At 47.0% G+C, this 18,154-nt stretch carries 17 protein-coding genes; 13 read left to right on the forward strand and 4 right to left on the reverse strand.

Features of this window, described 5'->3' with window-relative positions; all coding sequences use genetic code 11:
* Window position 1: 1 nt before the first annotated feature.
* From KOD92_RS02480 to KOD92_RS02490, 3 genes are all read left to right on the forward strand, one after another.
* On the forward strand, window positions 2–649 hold the full coding sequence (locus tag KOD92_RS02480) for a flavin reductase family protein (RefSeq protein WP_215231929.1): 648 nt from the start codon (window positions 2–4) through the stop codon (window positions 647–649).
* A gap of 5 nt (window positions 650–654) precedes the next feature.
* On the forward strand, window positions 655–1,899 hold the full coding sequence (locus KOD92_RS02485; RefSeq protein ID WP_215231930.1) for an NAD(P)/FAD-dependent oxidoreductase: 1,245 nt from the start codon (window positions 655–657) through the stop codon (window positions 1,897–1,899).
* A 231-nt stretch (window positions 1,900–2,130) separates the two neighbouring features.
* Window positions 2,131–2,517 carry a VOC family protein gene (locus KOD92_RS02490; RefSeq protein WP_229254490.1) on the forward strand — a complete coding sequence of 129 codons (387 nt, stop codon included), beginning with the start codon at window positions 2,131–2,133 and terminating at the stop codon, window positions 2,515–2,517.
* Between the two features lie 104 nt (window positions 2,518–2,621).
* Here KOD92_RS02490 and KOD92_RS02495 read toward each other — a convergent pair whose 3' ends face one another.
* The 3 genes from KOD92_RS02495 to KOD92_RS02505 form a co-directional block, all read right to left on the reverse strand.
* Window positions 2,622–3,539 (reverse strand): hypothetical protein, encoded by a 918-nt coding sequence (locus KOD92_RS02495; RefSeq protein WP_215231931.1) that lies wholly within the window; start codon window positions 3,537–3,539, stop codon window positions 2,622–2,624.
* Window positions 3,540–3,549: 10 nt separating this feature from the next.
* Window positions 3,550–5,001 (reverse strand): MBOAT family O-acyltransferase, encoded by a 1,452-nt coding sequence (locus KOD92_RS02500; RefSeq protein ID WP_215231932.1) that lies wholly within the window; start codon window positions 4,999–5,001, stop codon window positions 3,550–3,552.
* A gap of 261 nt (window positions 5,002–5,262) precedes the next feature.
* The gene (locus tag KOD92_RS02505) at window positions 5,263–6,243 is read right to left on the reverse strand and encodes a GlxA family transcriptional regulator (protein WP_215231933.1); all 981 of its coding nucleotides are present in this window, start codon (window positions 6,241–6,243) and stop codon (window positions 5,263–5,265) included.
* A gap of 148 nt (window positions 6,244–6,391) precedes the next feature.
* On the opposite strand from KOD92_RS02505, the gene KOD92_RS02510 reads away from it, so the two are divergent.
* The 8 genes from KOD92_RS02510 (at window position 6,392) to KOD92_RS02545 (ending at window position 14,724) form a co-directional block, all read left to right on the forward strand.
* Complete coding sequence (locus KOD92_RS02510) at window positions 6,392–6,838, forward strand: SRPBCC family protein (RefSeq protein WP_215231934.1); 447 nt, start codon at window positions 6,392–6,394, stop codon at window positions 6,836–6,838.
* A 307-nt stretch (window positions 6,839–7,145) separates the two neighbouring features.
* On the forward strand, window positions 7,146–9,536 hold the full coding sequence (locus KOD92_RS02515) for a TonB-dependent receptor (protein WP_215231935.1): 2,391 nt from the start codon (window positions 7,146–7,148) through the stop codon (window positions 9,534–9,536).
* Window positions 9,537–9,572: 36 nt separating this feature from the next.
* On the forward strand, window positions 9,573–10,805 hold the full coding sequence (locus KOD92_RS02520; protein WP_215231936.1) for a DUF4374 domain-containing protein: 1,233 nt from the start codon (window positions 9,573–9,575) through the stop codon (window positions 10,803–10,805).
* Window positions 10,802–11,635, forward strand: coding sequence for a helix-turn-helix domain-containing protein (locus tag KOD92_RS02525; protein WP_215231937.1), 834 nt, complete (start codon window positions 10,802–10,804; stop codon window positions 11,633–11,635). The genes KOD92_RS02520 and KOD92_RS02525 overlap by 4 nt, the downstream gene beginning before the upstream one ends.
* A gap of 36 nt (window positions 11,636–11,671) precedes the next feature.
* Entirely contained in the window at window positions 11,672–12,004 is a 333-nt protein-coding gene (locus tag KOD92_RS02530) for a hypothetical protein (RefSeq protein WP_215231938.1), read from the forward strand.
* Between the two features lie 3 nt (window positions 12,005–12,007).
* Complete coding sequence (locus KOD92_RS02535) at window positions 12,008–12,307, forward strand: hypothetical protein (protein WP_215231939.1); 300 nt, start codon at window positions 12,008–12,010, stop codon at window positions 12,305–12,307.
* The gene (locus KOD92_RS02540; RefSeq protein WP_215231940.1) at window positions 12,297–14,015 is read left to right on the forward strand and encodes a PepSY-associated TM helix domain-containing protein; all 1,719 of its coding nucleotides are present in this window, start codon (window positions 12,297–12,299) and stop codon (window positions 14,013–14,015) included. Before KOD92_RS02535 ends, KOD92_RS02540 begins: the two co-directional genes overlap by 11 nt.
* Window positions 14,005–14,724, forward strand: a complete 720-nt coding sequence (locus KOD92_RS02545; RefSeq protein ID WP_215231941.1) for a DUF4198 domain-containing protein — start codon at window positions 14,005–14,007, stop codon at window positions 14,722–14,724. Before KOD92_RS02540 ends, KOD92_RS02545 begins: the two co-directional genes overlap by 11 nt.
* Window positions 14,725–14,760: 36 nt before the next feature.
* Here KOD92_RS02545 and KOD92_RS02550 read toward each other — a convergent pair whose 3' ends face one another.
* A complete protein-coding gene (locus KOD92_RS02550) occupies window positions 14,761–15,783 on the reverse strand; it encodes an LLM class flavin-dependent oxidoreductase (RefSeq protein ID WP_215231942.1) in 1,023 nt (340 codons plus the stop codon).
* Between the two features lie 117 nt (window positions 15,784–15,900).
* Between KOD92_RS02550 and KOD92_RS02555 the strand changes: the two genes are divergently transcribed.
* Together KOD92_RS02555 and KOD92_RS02560 are read left to right on the forward strand one after the other, a co-directional pair.
* Window positions 15,901–16,815 carry a pirin family protein gene (locus KOD92_RS02555; RefSeq protein WP_215231943.1) on the forward strand — a complete coding sequence of 305 codons (915 nt, stop codon included), beginning with the start codon at window positions 15,901–15,903 and terminating at the stop codon, window positions 16,813–16,815.
* A gap of 236 nt (window positions 16,816–17,051) precedes the next feature.
* Window positions 17,052–18,095 carry an SDR family NAD(P)-dependent oxidoreductase gene (locus tag KOD92_RS02560; protein ID WP_215231944.1) on the forward strand — a complete coding sequence of 348 codons (1,044 nt, stop codon included), beginning with the start codon at window positions 17,052–17,054 and terminating at the stop codon, window positions 18,093–18,095.
* Window positions 18,096–18,154 lie beyond the last annotated feature (59 nt).

Consider the following 18,154-nt stretch of genomic DNA (forward strand, 5'->3'; position numbering starts at 1 on the left):
AATGAGCACAAATATAAACGCCGGTCAAATTGCCGAGCTTGAAAAGCAGTATCGCATATGCCTGATTAATAGTCTATTGGGATATAAATCATTGAACCTTCTGGGCACCGTCAGCAAGACCGGCGCTACTAATTTGTGTGTGATCAGTTCGGCCTTTCACCTTGGAGCGAATCCGCCGTTGATCGGGATGGTTATGCGGCCCGGGCGAGAGCATAACGACACTCTGGCCAACATTGAGGCAACCGGGCAATACACCCTGAGCAATGTGCTGCCCGAGTGGTATAAGCAGGCGCATCAAACCAGCGCCAGTTATCCTTCCGGCGTTTCTGAGTTTGCAACTTGTGGATTTGATGAACTGTATGTACCTGGTTTTGAAGCGCCTTTTGTTCAACAATCAACGGTCCGGATCGGATTAAAACTGCGTGAAACCATTCCAATGGAAATCAACCGCACTACGATCTTGATCGGTGAGATCGTTGAAATAGTAGTTGATGATGTGCTCATCGGCCAGGACGGAACCATTGATCATGTTCAGGCAGAAACCGTGACCGTGGCGGGATTGGATGCTTATTTTCTAACACATCCCCTCGGCCGGCTGGCCTATGCAAAACCTGATATTGAGCCACATGAAATAAACCAGCCCAGTTAAATGCTATGGAAGATAATCTGGATGTGATCATCATCGGTGCGGGATTAGCGGGATTGACAGCTGCAAAAGTGTTAAAAGCTGCTGGCAAGTCAGTAAAGATACTGGAAGCTTCTGACCGGCCAGGAGGCAGGGTGAGGACAGAGAAAGTTGAGGGCTTTCTGCTGGACAGAGGATTCCAGGTGTTGTTAACCGCATATCCCGAAACGCAAAGGTTTTTAGATTACGGTGCATTGGAATTGCAGAAATTCGATCCCGGCGCATTGATCTTGAATGAAACCGGTACGACAAAAATCGGGGACCCGCTTCGGCAGCCCCGTACGCTGATTAGCACGCTGGCATCACCAGCGGGCACATTCGCCGACAAGTTCCGCATGCTTGGATTAAAGTTAAAACTGACCGGAAAAAGCATAGATGAGATTTTTACCGGCAGCGAGACGACCACATTGGCCTATCTGAGCGAAGCTGGATTTAGTCAGCAAATGATCCGCCAGTTTTTCAAACCATTCATGACCGGGATCTTTTTGGAAGATAGATTAAGCACTTCCAGCCGGATGTTTGAATTCGTGTTCAAGATGTTCAGCCAGGGTGATGCGGCTGTTCCCGCAAAGGGAATGGGCATGATTCCGTTACAATTAGCCAGTTCGCTTGCACCCGATGAGATTGTATTAGGTCAAAAAGTGGTTTCCATTGACGCAAACATGGTTACCACATCCGACGCGCAGGTTCATAGCGCAAAAAGCATTCTCATCGCCACCGATCAGCTTGAAATGCCCGAGCCGTTTCGGAAAGTGCCTTCCTCCTATCATTCGGTTACCAATATGTATTTCACAGCGGCGACCAAACCTTATGACCAACCACTTATTGCATTAAATGCATTGCCCAGCAAACTTGTCAATAATATCGCGGTCATGAACCGGATCGCACCCGCCTATTCCAAAAATGGTGATGCACTGATTTCTCTTTCGCTGATTGGAGACCATTCAAAAACGGATAGCGTGCAGCTTCAAGGGCAGGTTTTGCGTGAAATGCAAGCCTGGTTTCCGGCTATGCAATGGAAACATCTGAAAACCTATCACATCGGTTATGCGCTGCCGAATGATGACCAAGTCATTAATGTGCCTGGTAAGGATGCAATGAGGCTAACTGAGCAATGCTTTATTTGTGGAGACCATTTGTTGAACGGTTCGATCAATGCGGCTATGAAAAGTGGACGATTAGCTGCTGAGGCAATAGTAAACAGTCAGAAATAAATTTCCGGATGAAATCATACAAGCTTATTCATGAGCTAATATCACTGGTTGAAGAACTTGAACAGCAAAACCCGGACAGGGCGGTTACGATGCAGGATTTTGCAGGATTTGTGGTTCACACAGCCGGAAAAGTCTGCGCCAGGCGCTGCGCCTCCTGTCTCGATTGCCCTCCATGTTGGCTCGTATTCCCCACAACTACCAGTGCCAAGGTTCGTAGTTTTGTCGACATAAATGAACACGAAAATCGGTATGGATATCAAATTTGAAGGCGGCATTAACATTGCCGTCAAAATCCCGAAAAGTAAATATGATGCCACAGTCGGATTCTATCGCGATATTCTCAAACTCGATGTGGAAGAAAAGCCGATCGCGAATCCGACAGTTTCAAGAACACACCGGGTCAATTTCGGTAACAATGTGATGTGGCTGGACTGCGTCGACAACTATACGCATTCCGAAACCTGGTTGGAGCTTAATGTGGAAAACGTCCCGGCAGCAACCGAATATCTCAGATCCCACGGCATTTCGACTTGCGACGAACTGGAAGAGCTTCCCGACAATATGCATTGGATCACCGATCCCGCCGGGTCTGTGTATATTGTTAAAAACAGAGAATGAATCTTTGAAAATTCCGAAAGGGACGGCAGGAGCGGTTGATATCTGGCCTCAGCGGGGCCTCCTGTGAATTGGCAATCAATTAGCAGACCCCGCTGGAACTAAGACTATATTTCCTTTCCTATAATGAGTTTATTAGTCCAGATCTCGTTCACAATCGTGTTCCCGACAGCATTTGTATAATGTATCGGATCTTCGAAATTGACGGTATTACTGGTGATCGCATTAACATAATCAAAGTCATAAACTTTTGCACTTAACCCGGACATGATCTGCTTGAACTTAGCCTCTTCTTTTTGCAGACCAAAATCAACCAACCTTTTGTGAAAGTCGCTGTGATGGGGAACAATAATGAAAATCACATCTATCTTATTAGCCTTTGCGAATTTGTCGAAGTTTAACAGCTGCGAATATAATTTCTCAGGAAATGCGTACTTACCATACCAGTGGCTGGCCTTTGTATTAATACTCCAGTCCCAGAATTCTTTTCTGGACATAGGCGGAGCGAAGTCGGGCTTCTTGTCGGTGAAAGTATATTTGATGGTGGAATAGGCTGCTTCTGCAACATCTTTATTATAAACGTACATGAATGGATTGTTCAGCATTCTTTTTACGCCTTCCACCCTATCTTCGTGACCAAACTTATTGAACATATTAAAGTTAATTCCGATCACCACCCTTTTGATCGGCGTCTTCGAATTTGCAAAATAGAAAAGATCAAATATCTCATTTAGTTTCGCTCCGTTCGTATTGAGCTTTTTGTATTTCCTCTTTGAAATCTCTTCAATTCGCTCTAAGGGAATATTATACGTTCTTGAATCACCAAAGATGACATTTTCGCAAGGTTCGTTCACATAATCGATCGTACGATAAATGAGCGTATTCAAGCTTTCAGCCTCCTTTTTCGCTGATCTCTGGAATACTTCAAACCCAAAATAATTAAATGGGTCAATAATCGCTATTAAAATACCCCAGACAATTAAAGGTAAAATCAGATAAAAGAATTTGGTTAAGAACTTTTTCATTTGGCTAATATTAGAATTGGAAATAGATGAAGTTACCTGCCGGGTTTTTTGTAGCGCTAAAAACGATCGCTATCAAAAAGAAATAATAGGCAGCCCATCTTATTCTCGGATTTGGGTAAATAATTGTCCGTAACTTATCATTTGCCATCACATATTCCATTACCAATAATACGACCAGAAAGAAAACAGAAGTAAGAAGATCTTCCGGTTTCAATCCCACTCCCCGGAATTTCAATGACATAGCCATCGGATCAGTATAATCTCTGATATCCGAAAACATGTGTGTGATAATGTAAATAGCGTCGCTCAAATTATTGCTTCGGAAGAAAATCCATGCGAATGCAACAAATACGAGTGTCAGGATCATGCGCATCGCATTTACGAGCACACTCGCACTATCGGCTTTCTGAATATTGAATGTCTTTTCAACGATCAGACCGAGTCCGTGTACAAAACCCCAGATCACGTAAGTCCAGTTGGCACCGTGCCATAACCCGCTCAATGTGAACGTAATAAGAAGATTCCTGTTCGCATTAAAGGTAGAAGTGCGGTTCCCGCCCAGCGGGATATAGAGATAATCCCTGAACCAGGTTGACAAGGAAATATGCCACCTGCGCCAGAATTCCGTGAGTGATCTCGAAAAATAAGGCGAAGCAAAGTTCGGTCTCATATCGAAGCCCAATAGTCGCGCGGTACCAATTGCGATATCGGAATATCCGGAGAAATCGCAATAGATCTGGAACGTAAAAAATATCGTCGCTACAACCATTGGAAAGCCCGTGTACGCTTCGGGATTGTTATAAACCGTATCTACCAAAATGGCAAGACTGTCGGCAATAACTATCTTTTTAAAGAATCCTTTTAGAATAAGGCGACCGCCACTTGCTGCAAATGCATAATCAAATTTTCTCTTTTGGAAAAACTGCGGTAACAAATGTTCCGCCCGCTCGATCGGCCCGGCTACGAGCTGTGGAAAAAAGGAAACGAAAGCGAAAAAATTCAGGATATTATGAGAAGGTTCGAGCTTTTTCTTGTAAATGTCAATCGTGTAGCTGAGCGACTGAAAAGTATAAAAGCTGATACCGACCGGAAGAATAATATGAAGCGTATATACATTAATAGGTACATTCATTTCAGTCAGCATCCCGATAAAGCTATCAACAAAGAAGTTGAAGTATTTAAAGAAACCCAGAAAGCAAAGATTAAAGACGATACTCACCAAAACGAGCCGCTTTCTGAGAACAGGATTTTGTGTTTTCCAGATCTGATGTCCCAGAAAGTAATCAATAGAAGAACTGGTAAATATCAGCAACAGAAATCTCCAATCCCACCAGCCATAAAAGAAATAGCTTACAACTAGCAGAAAAGCATTTTGCGCTTTTAAGTGCCGGTTCAATACAAACCAGTACAAGACGAATACAATTGTGAAAAACACAATGAACTCGATAGAATTAAATAGCATAGTTAGTATTGAAAGAGGGGAACGTTTGAGATCTGTGCTTATTTACTACTCATTTTTAAACGGCATTTCAAATATCCGGGAGGGTTGGGTTATCTTCGCTTGAAGTGTTTCGTTGAGGTTTGACTACCACTGACAGCGTTGTTACTAAATCAAATTTAGATAAAAAAGAGCGAGCCGATCAGAAATTTGGGACGACCTCCCGATAATTAGGGGTAATGCAAGAGAATTTACTGGAAAAGGCTAATGATCTCTGGCATCGGGTCAGTTCAGCGCATCCTTATTGTATTTCAACCTGTATTCCAACGGAGAGACGCCGGTCACTTTTTTAAACACTTCCCGGAACGCTTTCATATCGGAATAACCCGTTTCGTACATCACTTCCTTGATGTTTTTGCTGTTCGTTTCAAACGATTTTTTGGCAGCTTCCATCTTTACGCGCTGGGCATATTCAATGGGTGTATTGCCTGTTGCCCTGATGAATCTGCGGTCGAAGTTCCGCCTGCCGACAGCAAATCTGGACGCCAGCTCAGCAATGGAAATCTTGCTTTCCACATGCTTTTCAATGTAAACCTGGGCCTGCCGGATGATCTCGTCTTCATGCGATTTTTGTCCGGCAAAGATGATAAAAGGCGACTGCGCTTCTCTCTCGATATCAATCTGAAATACTTTGGAACAGAAAATGGCCGTTTGCCGGTCAAAATACTTTTCGACCAGGTAAAGGATCAGGTTGAGAAATGAATAGGCGCCGCCGTTTGTGTAGATCCCGTTTTCGTCGGTGATCAGTCTATCTTTCTGTACATTGATCTCAGGGAATTTTGTTTTGAACAAATCGGCAAATGCCCAATGCGTAGAGCACGTTTTTCCATTGATCAAACCCGAGGAAGCCAGCAGAAAAGCGCCGGTGCAAATACTCGCGACCTCTGCGCCGCCCCGATACTGGTCGCGGATCCATTGAATCAAAGGCTGGTTCTTTTCAACTGCCTGTTCAAACTCGTGGTTCAGGGAAGGTATAATGATCAGGTTCGTTTTGGAAACAGCAGAAATATGCACGTGCGGCCGGACCGAAAACAACCCGTCGTGAAAGTCCACCTGTTCCGACAGACCGGCCAGCTCAATCTGGTACAATGTCTTTTTATGATTTTCCTCCCAGTACTTATTTGCCCTTTTCAAAATCTTGTAAGCGCCTACGATACTGCTCAGATTATTTTCTCCGTCGGGAACAAGGATGGTGATCTTCTTCATCTTTTTTGTTGCAAGATAGAAATAGGTATTGTCCAAATCAACCCGCGATAATGTCCATTTTACACTGCACTAATATCCCGTCAAGCCTATACTTTTGAGCACGAATCTATATCAAACTTTCATTCAAATCTTAAACACGCAAGCAGTTATGGCAGATATCTTACACAGGGTCGGGATCAGATCAGACTCATTACAAGATGTTTATAATGCATTAACAACCACGGCAGGCCTAGCCGGCTGGTGGACGAGCAATACGAAAGGGGAAGGCGACCGGGTCGGTAATATCATTGAGTTCCGATTCGGCGCCGGCGGATTTGATATGAAGGTAGCCGAACTCGAAGAGCCCAGCCGGGTAGTGTGGGAGCTGGCCGATGGTCCCCAGGAATGGATGGGAACAACGATCAGTTTTGACTTGAAGCAAGACAATGATTTCGTTATTGTAATGTTCAAGCATGCCAATTGGAGCGAACCGGTGGAATTCATGCACCATTGCAGTACAAAATGGGCAACATTTTTGCTAAGTCTGAAATCGCTGATTGAAGATGGGAAAGGAAGACCTGATCCCGACGATATTAAAATAGACAACTGGAACTAGGTTTCATCAAGTTTACAAGAGGGAATTGGAAAGCCACCAATTCCCTTTTTTGCATTGTATCCCCGAGAAAATATCCAGTTAATCCAACTAAACAGGCAGATTGTATAAGCGATTTAGTGCCAAACTAACTACATTTGCGCAACTATTTAGAATAAGTCTACTTACTAATAATATAAAATATGATTTGAACGTATCCAATTCTTAGCTGACAATATCAAACTATAAAGCAAAAAAGTCGGATGGTTCGTACCCACCCGACTCCCGCGCCGAGGCGCTACGCTTTCCAACGCCAGAACATTTTAAAGCAATGCAAATTAGTAAAATTCTGCATACAGGGCTCCTTTGTATGCTGTCAATCATCGCCTTTGCGCAGCAGTCCCGCATTGCGCCGGCCACTGCCTCGCTCGCTGGCCAGGTACGGACCGAGGACGGTGAGGCGCTTCCCGGCGCATCGGTCAGCCTGAAAGGTACCTCTTACGGTACGGTTGCGAATGCCGATGGGAAGTACACGCTCGAAAACGTGAGCCCCGGTGCCTATCAGCTAATGGTCACCTTTGTGGGTTACCAGCCGCTTTCCAGGGAAATTATACTAAAATCGGGAGAATCTGACAAGCGTAACTTCAAGTTGGTTTCTCAGACCCGGGAACTCGAATCGCTTTCGGTGATCGGCCGGTCGGAAACGCGGGAGGTCAATCGCCAGGCGTATAATGTGACTGCTATCGACGCCAAAAAACTGCAAAACTCGACGCTGGATTTGTCACACGCACTCGACAGGGTATCCGGAGTGCGCGTGAGGGAAAGCGGCGGCGTAGGTTCCAATATGAATTTCTCCCTCAATGGTTTCACGGGAAGACAGGTAAAGTTCTTCCTCGATGGCGTGCCGATGGACAATTTTGGTTCATCGTTTCAGCTCAACAATATCCCGATCAACCTCGCCGAGCGCGTGGAAGTGTACAAAGGTGTGGTACCGATCTGGCTGGGGTCCGACGCACTGGGCGGGGCTGTGAATATCGTGACCAATACCCGCCAGAACAGCTACCTCGACGCATCCTATTCCTACGGTTCTTTCAATACCCACCGCACCGCGATCAATGCGGGTTTTACCAGCAAAAACGGTTTTACAGCCCAGTTGAATGCATTCCAAAACTATTCGGACAATAATTACTGGATCAATGTGGATGTAGCGGATGTGAATACCGGCGAATATTTCCGTGACCAGCGCCTGCGCCGTTTTCATGACACTTACCATAATGAAACTGTGATCGCGAATGTGGGTGTGGTGAATAAAAAGTTTGCAGACCGCCTGCTGCTGGGGATAACGCTGGGTAAAAACAGAGCCGAGATCCAGACCGGCGCGCGGATGGTGAGCGTGTTCGGAGCGTGGCACCGGAAGGGGAATATCGTAATGCCCAGTTTGAAATATTCAAAAAAGGATCTGTTTGTCAAAGGTCTGAGTGTCAATATTTCAGCAAACTACAACCTGGGGCAGGAACAGAATGTCGACACCGTGTATCGCCGGTACAACTGGTTCCAGCAATTCAAACAATATGAGGGTTTGGGCAGCGAGCGTGAAAGATCACTTTACCGGTTCCGGAACAACAACGGGCTGGCTACCGCCAATGTTACCTACCAGATCGGGCCGCGCCATTCATTGACCGTTAACAACGTTTATAACACCTTCAACCGAAAAGGCGAGGATGAACTTTTTCCCGATGCGGAAAAATTTGAACAGCCGCGGATCAACAAGAAAAACGTGCTGGGGCTCGGGTATAAGTTTGATTACAGCGAGCGTTGGAACACTTCTGCATTTGTCAAACATTTTTCTCAAAACAACAAGTACTCGATATCCTACAACCCGAGCGGGAACTGGGGCGACAATGCGTTTCTGGAACAGAAAAGCAATTTCACAAAGCTGGGTTACGGAATTGCGTCCACTTATTTCCTTCGCAAGAATTTACAGTTAAAAGGCTCATTTGAAAAGAGTTACCGCCTTCCTGAAACCGACGAGCTATTTGGTGACCTGATCAATCTCGAAGGTAATATTGACCTGGATCCGGAAACGAGCTATAACTATAATCTGGGTTTCAGCTATCAGGCAAATATCAATCGCGTACACCGTTTCAGCGTCGATGCCAATGTGCTCTACCGCGACGCGCAGGGTTTCATCCGCCCCCGACTGAATGCCAATCAGACCAAGAAGGTAATGGATAACCTGGCCGACGTGACCAACTTTGGTGTGGACGGCGAAGTGCGGTATTCTTACAATCAGCTGCTCACCGCCGGCGTAAACCTGACCTACCAGGACCTGCGAAACAATACGCGTTTTGAAGAAGGCTATACCACCGAAAGCCCGCTGTACCGCGACCGCATTCCCAACATGCCGTTTATGTTCGGCAATGCCGACGCAGCTCTATTCCTGAAAGATTTTGGAAGAAAAGGCAACACGCTGACCTTCGGCTACAACCTGCTTTTTGTGCACGCTTACTACCTCTACTGGCCGAGCATGGGCAGTGACAAACTGGACATTCCGCAGCAGCTTAGCCACGATGTGAACGTGGTGTATGCGATGGCTAACGGGAAGTACAATATCTCTCTGGAATGCAAAAACCTGCTCGACGCCAAGCTTTACGACAATTTCAGCTTACAGAAGCCCAGCCGCGGTTTCTATGTCAAATTGCGCTATTTCATCAGTAAATAAAAACTTACAATTCATAATATAATTCAAATCAAAAAAATGAAAAAGTCATATCTCAAGTGGTTTTTCTTTGCAGGATTGGGCCTGTCGATAGCAGCGTGCACGGACGAAAATACCTCCGAACCGACACCGGATCCTGAGCCAGGCACCAGCTCCCGCTATGTGGTAGCTTCCACGCCGGTAGGCTCGTCAGGCGTAGCCGATTATTTGCTGACCACGAGCGATCTTACTCAGGGAACGATCAGCACAGTCGGAAACGGGATTGAGCAGGACGGTTCTTACCGGTATTACCTGACCCTTAAAGGAAAATTTTTCAGTCTTTTATATGGACAGGGAAATCCGGGTGCGGTTACTACCTATTCCATGGACGATAAAGGAAAGCTGGAAAAAATATCGGATTTCCAGAGTGAAACGGTGCAGATATGGAGCACTGCCGGTGATGATCTTCTGACTTTTAAAGTGCCCAGGAGTGGAAATGAGAATGCTTCGTGGTTCAGGATCAATGCTGATCAATCCAAAATCGTCGCTGAGGGGCAACTCAATATCGTGAAGCTGGCGGGCAATGGCGAACGTGCGCATTACACCTGGGCGACTCAGGTGGGCGACAAAATATTTGCACCTTATATGAGCATCAAAGGCGTTGCTCCGGATGCTTTTGGAACTGCCTACCCGGACAGCAGCTGGATCGCGGTTTACTCCTACCCTTCCATGCAGCTGGATAAAGTGATTAAGGATAACCGGACGAGCTTTTTTGGTTCTTATGGAAAAAACGGGCTTTCTGTTGACGAAGCTGGCGATATATATGCTTTCTCACCCTCTGTCGCCACGAACAGCGGAAAACAAACTTCAACCAAACCCTCTGCCATTGTAAGGATCAAAAAAGGTACTACTGAATTTGACAAGAGCTACCTGTTCAATGTGCAGGAAAAATCGGGCGGCAAAAAGGTAATTGCACATACTTATCTGGGAAAAGGCAAGGCGCTGCTTTATATGCTCGTTGACGGAAATAACCAGTACGGACCTGTCAAACTCGCTATTGCTGACCTGCATAACCAAACCTTCACCTGGGTTACCGGCGCGCCGGAAAGTATCGTTTCGAGCTCTGCCGCATACAACAACAATACAATAAGTGCGGATGGAAAAACGGTGTATGTGGGATCCAATACAGAGGCAGGAAGCTGGGTATATGTGATTGACATTGAGCAGGCAACCGCCAGACAAGGCTTGAAAGTAGAAGGCGGCGCGATTACCGCTATCGTAAAAGTAAAATGATCGATTTTAAAGAATATCCCCTTCATCAACTCGGCGGTGCATTCTTTTCGATGACCACCATTGAAGATGCTGACGAATACTTCTTCGATGGCATGCACCGCCATGATTTTTATGAACTGCTCTGGTTTACCGATATCGGACCAGAGCAGGCACATTATATTGACTTCAACAAATGCACGATTGATCCTAACCAGGTTTTCCTGCTGCTGCCCGGCCAGGTACACAGTATTGAGCAGCGTCACAAACGCGGTTTTTTAATGGCTATTTCAAAGGATTTTTTTGAAAAGCTGCTCGGCGGCGACATTTTCTGGTTCCAGGAGTATTCCAGCAACTTTACCATCGTGGTACCGGACGATTCGCTGCACATTTTCAATACGCTGATGAAGCTGATCCGGCTGGAATATGATGGTAACCGCCGCCCGGCGATACTGGAATCTTATCTCAGGAGCTGGTTCCTGCATTGTGTTGAAATAAAAAAACAGCTTAGTCCGGCCACACACAGCAATCCGCGCATACAAATCCTGATTGAATCCATAGAAAACCATTACCGCAAGCAACGTAATGCGGATTTTTATGCCGCGCAGCTTTCCATCAGTGCCAAGCGGCTTAATGAAATCACCCGGGAATCTTTCGGCAAAACCATCAGCCAGATGATCAACGACCGCCTGATCCTGGAAGCCAAACGCGAAATGGGCAATGTCGAAAAGCCGATCAAGGAGATCAGTTACGCACTGGGATTTTCAGAGCCAGCCTATTTCACGCGGTTTTTCGGGAAGCACACCGGTTGCGCCCCGCAGGATTTCAGAAAACGGATCGCTTCACCGGAATAAGCATTTCTATAAAAAGCGTTCATAAAAAAAAGTAACATGTTCAGCACCATCTGTTTACTCTGTCTCGCCGGCTTTATCTGCTGGATGAATACCTCCCGGCGAATCGCCTGGACCGATAAGAATCAGGTATTGGCCAGATTGGCATCCAACCCATTTTACGGGCGGGTCGCAGCCGGAGCTATCTTCCTGGCAGCAACGGTACTCTGCATCATTTCGCTGGGTTGGGGTAGCGGGCTGTTTGCTGCGCTTGTTGTGTTAATGACCGCCGGCTCTGTTTCCGTGCTGTTCTTTCCCTTTAATTACTTCGGTCCCAAAAGCATTGCACTCCTGTACATCTGCGCACTTGCACTTGAACTCATTACCCGCTGACCTATGCCTGCCAATAAAAAATACCTGACAAAATCCCCCTGGCTGCGGATCAGCAAGATCCTCGCCGGAATGGTCGGCGGCTATGCCGTAACGATGAGCCTGCACCTGTTCCTCACGGCCTTTTTCCCGAAAGAAAATGTGATCATCACAGCCTTTTTCACTGGGTATATCCTCTGGGCTTTCCTGCTGCTATACGCATTCATCGCTACAAACGTGTGGCGCGTGTGGGCGATCTACATTGTACTTACCATCGTGTTCTCATTGCCTTACCTGCTGAAATTCAACATCAATTATGGATCTTAGGAAGTACAACATCTATTTTCATACGCATACGATAAGTGGTATTTTCATTGCCGCTATTCTGTATGTGATCTTCTTTGCGGGTTCTTTTGCTTTTTTTAAAGACGATATTTCAGCCTGGCAAAAGGGTACCTCGATCGTTGCCCGCAAACCGGTCCAGAAGTTCAACCCGGTGATCGATTCGCTTGCGGATAAACATAATCTGCAAGGTCGGAACCTGGATTTCTACATGCAGCGCCAAGGCCAGGGTGCTTACGTGAGTATGAGCGCCTCAGCCGACACGACCATTACAAAACCCAAACCGAAACCCAAAAAAGAGGAAAAAAGAAGGGGTCGCGGCCGGCGCGGAGGCGATGACGATTCGGCCTATTTCCTTTACAGCTTCACCGAAAATAAGGCCGCGGGTGAATATGCAAATGCCTACGACATGGGCGAGTTCCTATACCGGCTGCATTTTCTTGCCCAGCTTAACCAGGTTTTTCCATTTAATATAGGTACACCAATTGGCTACCTGATCGCAGGTATCGTTTCATTTCTTTTTCTGTTTGCATTGATAACGGGTTTGCTGCTGCATTGGGACAAGATCAAATCCAACTTCTTTGTTTTCAGGCCGCTGAGTAAATGGAAAACGGTCTGGACGGATATGCACACAGCATTGGGCGTAATCGGGTTTCCGTTCCAGCTGGTATTTGCAGTGACCGGCGTGGTACTGATCGTGAACTATGTGATCCTGAGCCCTTTCGCCAGCCTGCTTTACGAAGGCAATTCAGAAAAACTCTACGAAAGCCTTCAATACAACCGCAGTATGACGGCCGAGTACACCTACAAGCCCATGAAAGCAGGCTTCGATCTGGACGCATTTGTATCCAAATGGAAGAAAGAATGGAAAGGCAGCGAGATTACGCGTGTCAGCGTTCGCAACTATATGGATGAAAGCATGCAGGTCACTTTGGAATCCAAACCAAACCCGCAAGCGGCATTCGCAGGATCGGGGCTGGTTCAGATGGAAGTTGTTTCGGGTAAAATTCTGGCAAAAAAATCACCGACTACCGACGGAAACTACATCGACACTGTAAAGAGTCTGGTATTTCACCTTCATTTTGGCGATTTCGGTGGCAAGCCGCTGCGCATTGTCTTTTTTATCCTTGGGTTAATGGGCTGTGTAGTGATCATTTCCGGTATCCTGATCTGGTTCGTGGCGCGGGATAAGGTGAGCACCGACGCTTACAAACGGAAGTTCAACTTCTGGGCGAGCAACGTTTTTCTGGCAACCTGCCTGAGCATGCTTCCCGTGACCGCATTCACATTTATTATGCTCAAAACGCTGCCAAAAGTGGATCAAACGGCCATTTACCACACCTACTTTTACAGCTGGCTCATATTGTCCGTGTACTTCATCATCCGCCGCGACTTCCCGCTGATGAACCGCCAGACGTTACTTTTTTCCATCGTGCTATGCCTGGGCGTACCCATTGCGAACGGTATTTCCACCGGCCTCTGGATGTGGACAACCTGGGGACAAGGTGCGTTCGATATCTTCTTCATTGATGCACTGTTCCTGGCGCTGTCGGTTTGCTGCGCGTTCGCTTACAGGCGGGTTCGTATGGAAGCCAAACCGTTCAAAGTATTGAAAAATGAGAAGAGGGAGCACACAACATTTAAAACACAATCACTTAAAGTAAATGTCAATTTCAAATCTTATGATAACTAAAAAACTGATTCTTTCGCTGGTCGCATTGGTTGCCGCTATTTCAAACTTACAAGCACACGCACTATGGATCCAAACCTCCGCGACCGGCGCGGCGGGCAAGGAGCAGCAGGTAAAGATCATTTATGCGGAACCGGACCAGAAGCCGGAGAAACTTTCGGAATGGTATTCGGATGTAAAAGAATTTGAACTCTGGCTCACCGCACCGGACGGTAAAAAAGAGAAACTTCCGACGGTTGCCGGCGAAGATTTTTTTACCTCCAAATTCACACCTGCCCAGGAAGGTATTTACACGATATCAATAGGTCATACAGCCAAGGAACCAGGCGGGACTACGGTATACCAGTTCAATGCAAGTGCACTGGTAAAAGTGGGCAAAGCTTCAACCGGAAATGACGCAACATTGAATAAGAACGACCTGAGCGTTTTTGCAAATGCTTCTCAGACCTATAAAGTTAACAAGCCGCTAACCCTGAATACTTTATACAAGAATGCACCCGGCGAGAAAATGGCTGTGACAGTTTCATCACCGAGCGGCTGGTCAAAACAAATCGAGACCAACGCCGACGGTATAGCCGAATTTACCCCGATCTGGCCGGGCACCTATTACATTGAAGCCTCAAAAAGCTGGAAAGAAAGCGGCACACAAAACGGAAAGGAATATAAAGCTGTCTGGCGAGCCGCTACTTTGCTGGTGGATGTGGCAAAATAGCATTGTTTTTTGGGCCCCGGGCGGGGCCCAAAAAACTCAACGCCACCCTAACCCGGGCGCAACATGTTCCAGGATCGCTGACAATACGTGCACATTATAATCAACTCCCAGTGTATTGGGGATTGTTAAAAGGATTGTATCTGCTTCCTGAATAGCCTCATCCTGTGCCAGCTCTTTGATAAGCTGATCTGGTTCGTCGGCGTAGCTTCTGCCAAAAATGGCGCGTTTATCTTGTTCAATCATACCGATCTTATCTCGCCGGCTTGCTTCCTGACCGAAGTACATACGGTCCTGATCATTTACCAATGCAAAAATAGAGCGGCTTACTGAAACCCTCGGCTCACGTTTGTGCCCCGCCTTTTTCCAGGCTTCCTTATACAGCCTGATCTGCTCGGCCTGCTGCACGTGAAAAGGCTTGCCGCCTTCGTCGTATTTCAACGTGGAGCTTTGCAAATACATGCCGTTTTCTGCCGCCCAAACGGCAGTAGCATTGGAAGCCGCTCCCCACCAGATGCGTTCCCGCAGTCCTTCCGAATAGGGTTCCAGGCGCAGCAAGCCCGGTGGGTTTGGAAACATCGGGTACGGATTCGGTTCCGCAAACCCCGCACCTTTCAGCCTTTCCAGGAATTCCAGTGCTTTGCGACGCCCCATTTCCGCGTCGGTTTCTCCCTCGGCCGGTTCGTAGCCAAAGTAGCGCCAGCCGTCGATCACCTGTTCCGGCGATCCTCTGCTGATACCTAATTGTAACCGACCTTCCGAGATCAGGTCCGCCGCGCCGGCATCTTCGACCATATAAAGCGGGTTTTCATAACGCATATCGATCACGCCCGTTCCGATTTCGATTTTGCTTGTCTTGGCACCAATGGCCGAAAGCAATGGAAAAGGCGATGCCAGCTGAGATGCAAAATGGTGTACCCGGAAATACGCACCGTCCAAACCGATTTCTTCGGCAGCAACAGCCAGGTCAATGGATTGAAGCAAGGTATCGCTCGCTGTGCGTGCGTTATATGCCGGATGATTTGCCCAATGCCCGAACGATAAAAATCCTATTTTCTTCATAAGGTTCTTTCAGAGTCATTTTCATATTAGACAGATAATCCGGCTTTAAAAGTTCCTGGCAGCCGGGTTTCGGAACATTGGTCCTGGTAACTAACTTTGTTTCAAAATCACATTTTTATGCTAGATATAGTCATTGAGTCCAGGAAAGCGGAAATCGTTCCGGGTTTTCAGGTAAAACGCATTCTCCCCTATCAGCTACGGAGGATGGTGGGACCGTTTATCTTTATGGATCACGGCGGACCGGTGAGTATACCCACGCCAACTGCAACGAATCTGGATGTACTGCCACATCCGCATATTGGTTTGTCGACGGTAAGTTATCTGTTCAGCGGAAACGTAACCCACCGGGACAGCCTTGGCGTAGAGCAGGTTATCAAACCCGGAGAAGTAAACTGGATGACAGCCGGAAAAGGCATAGCGCACAGTGAACGCTTTGAAGACCCGGCTATGCTGGCTGGCGGTGAACTGGAACTGATACAAACCTGGGTCGCTCTTCCTGAAAAAGACGAAGAATCCGACCCTTCTTTTAAGAACTACACACCGGAACAATTGCCCATATTCACCGACACAGGTATCTGGATGCGTTTGATCGCCGGTGACGCGTATGGTCTCAAAAGCAATGTCAGTACCAGCTCCCCGATGTTTTATCTCCATATTGTGCTTGATCAGGGAGCAAAGTTTGGCCTGCCTCGGGAACATAGCGAAAGAGGTGCATACATTGTAAATGGCAGCGTTGAAGTGAACGGTATTACCTACACGGCGGGAAAATTGCTGGTTTTCTCAAAAGGCGTGGATCCGCTGATCATCGCAAAAGAGACTACCACACTGATGATGCTGGGTGGCGAGCATTTGGGCGAGCGTTACATCTGGTGGAACTTCGTTTCCAGCCGCAAAGAGAGGATTGAACAGGCGAAAGAAGATTGGAAGCAGGGTCGCATTATACTACCGCCAAACGACAACGGAGAATATGTTCCGCTACCCAGGGATAATTCCAGACCCGCCGGCGGACCTCCTCCGCAAGCATTATCTTAGTCTCAATAACAACCCAAACAGTATTTGTACGCGATCCTTCTTCTCCTGCATTCGGTTTTTCGCTGGTTGGAATCTGCTTCTGACAATCCCATGGCCGTTCTCCCCATTTGTAGCCCGTCCTAATTTCCGGTAACTGAGGATATGACATTTTAAACAAAGCAATTTGACATTTTGAACAAAATGATCACGCAGGCGGTCCTGTAATTTTGTCCTATCACATTTAAACAAAAAATGACATGGGACAGAACAATTATCAGGGAGCCTTACAACAGCCGGTCGGCTCGGGGTTCAACGCGACATCCACAGCAAGTGATGTAATCAGAGGGATTGATTTGACAGGAAAAATCGCCATCGTGTCCGGCGGCAATGCAGGTATTGGTTTGGAAACCACCAGGATTCTGGCCGCAGCCGGAGCCACGGTGATCGTTCCTGCGAGGGACGTAGAAAAGGCGCGGAAAAATCTGGCAGGTATTCCAAATGTGGAATTGGGGAAAATTGATTTTATGGATCCTGCTTCGATAGATGCATTTGCCGACTCTTTTATCGCAACAGACCGGCCTCTACATTTGCTGATCAACAACGCCGGCATTATGTGGGTGCCTTTGCGCAGGGATAGCCGCGGTATTGAATCGCAATTGGCCACTAATTACCTGGGGCAGTTTCTACTTACTGCCCGGCTATGGCCCGCGCTCAAAAAAGCGAATGGCGCGCGTGTAGTGAATGTATCGTCGCTTGGCCACCAAATGGCCCCGTTCAACTTTGAAGATCCGAACTTCCTCCATCGCGACTATCAGACATTGCAGGCTTACGGTCAATCCAAAACGGCCAGCAATCTATTCACCGTCGAGCTGGATCACTTCGGCAAACAGTTTAATATCAGTGCTTTTTCGCTGCATCCAGGTTCTATATACGGGACTGAACTGGGGAGAGAAGCATCTTTGGAATTGTTTCAGCAAATGGGCTTTCTGGATTCCGAAGGTAATCTTTTACCCGAAGTACTGGCATCCTTGAAAACCATTCCGCAGGGTGCAGCTACGACTGTCTGGTGTGCTACAAGTCCAATGCTAAACCATCTCGGCGGCGTATATTGTGAAGATGCGGATGTGGCCGAATTAAGCCCGGAAAGTACTGATAGCGAAGTAGCTACCGAGCAGCGTGGCGTAAAATCGTATTCCCTGGACCAGGTAAGTGCCCGGAAATTGTGGGAGTGGAGCGAACAGATCACCGGCATCACTTTCGGACAGGACAGGCATGCTGCTGCACCCGCATTTTTAGTTTAACCTGATTTTACTCAGAATTGCTGATAATTTTGTTTCGCTATTCGTATGAACCTAGCCGC

This window comes from Dyadobacter linearis, from assembly GCF_907165045.1.
Lineage (GTDB): Bacteria > Bacteroidota > Bacteroidia > Cytophagales > Spirosomataceae > Dyadobacter > Dyadobacter linearis.

Coding starts and splice junctions, on each gene's coding strand:
- KOD92_RS02480 (WP_215231929.1), top strand. CDS start 2: ATGAGCACAAATATAAACGCCGGTCAAATTGCCGAGCTTGAAAAGCAG.
- KOD92_RS02485 (WP_215231930.1), top strand. CDS start 655: ATGGAAGATAATCTGGATGTGATCATCATCGGTGCGGGATTAGCGGGA.
- KOD92_RS02490 (WP_229254490.1), top strand. CDS start 2,131: ATGAACACGAAAATCGGTATGGATATCAAATTTGAAGGCGGCATTAAC.
- KOD92_RS02495 (WP_215231931.1), bottom strand. CDS start 3,539: ATGAAAAAGTTCTTAACCAAATTCTTTTATCTGATTTTACCTTTAATT.
- KOD92_RS02500 (WP_215231932.1), bottom strand. CDS start 5,001: ATGCTATTTAATTCTATCGAGTTCATTGTGTTTTTCACAATTGTATTC.
- KOD92_RS02505 (WP_215231933.1), bottom strand. CDS start 6,243: ATGAAGAAGATCACCATCCTTGTTCCCGACGGAGAAAATAATCTGAGC.
- KOD92_RS02510 (WP_215231934.1), top strand. CDS start 6,392: ATGGCAGATATCTTACACAGGGTCGGGATCAGATCAGACTCATTACAA.
- KOD92_RS02515 (WP_215231935.1), top strand. CDS start 7,146: ATGCAAATTAGTAAAATTCTGCATACAGGGCTCCTTTGTATGCTGTCA.
- KOD92_RS02520 (WP_215231936.1), top strand. CDS start 9,573: ATGAAAAAGTCATATCTCAAGTGGTTTTTCTTTGCAGGATTGGGCCTG.
- KOD92_RS02525 (WP_215231937.1), top strand. CDS start 10,802: ATGATCGATTTTAAAGAATATCCCCTTCATCAACTCGGCGGTGCATTC.
- KOD92_RS02530 (WP_215231938.1), top strand. CDS start 11,672: ATGTTCAGCACCATCTGTTTACTCTGTCTCGCCGGCTTTATCTGCTGG.
- KOD92_RS02535 (WP_215231939.1), top strand. CDS start 12,008: ATGCCTGCCAATAAAAAATACCTGACAAAATCCCCCTGGCTGCGGATC.
- KOD92_RS02540 (WP_215231940.1), top strand. CDS start 12,297: ATGGATCTTAGGAAGTACAACATCTATTTTCATACGCATACGATAAGT.
- KOD92_RS02545 (WP_215231941.1), top strand. CDS start 14,005: ATGATAACTAAAAAACTGATTCTTTCGCTGGTCGCATTGGTTGCCGCT.
- KOD92_RS02550 (WP_215231942.1), bottom strand. CDS start 15,783: ATGAAGAAAATAGGATTTTTATCGTTCGGGCATTGGGCAAATCATCCG.
- KOD92_RS02555 (WP_215231943.1), top strand. CDS start 15,901: ATGCTAGATATAGTCATTGAGTCCAGGAAAGCGGAAATCGTTCCGGGT.
- KOD92_RS02560 (WP_215231944.1), top strand. CDS start 17,052: ATGGGACAGAACAATTATCAGGGAGCCTTACAACAGCCGGTCGGCTCG.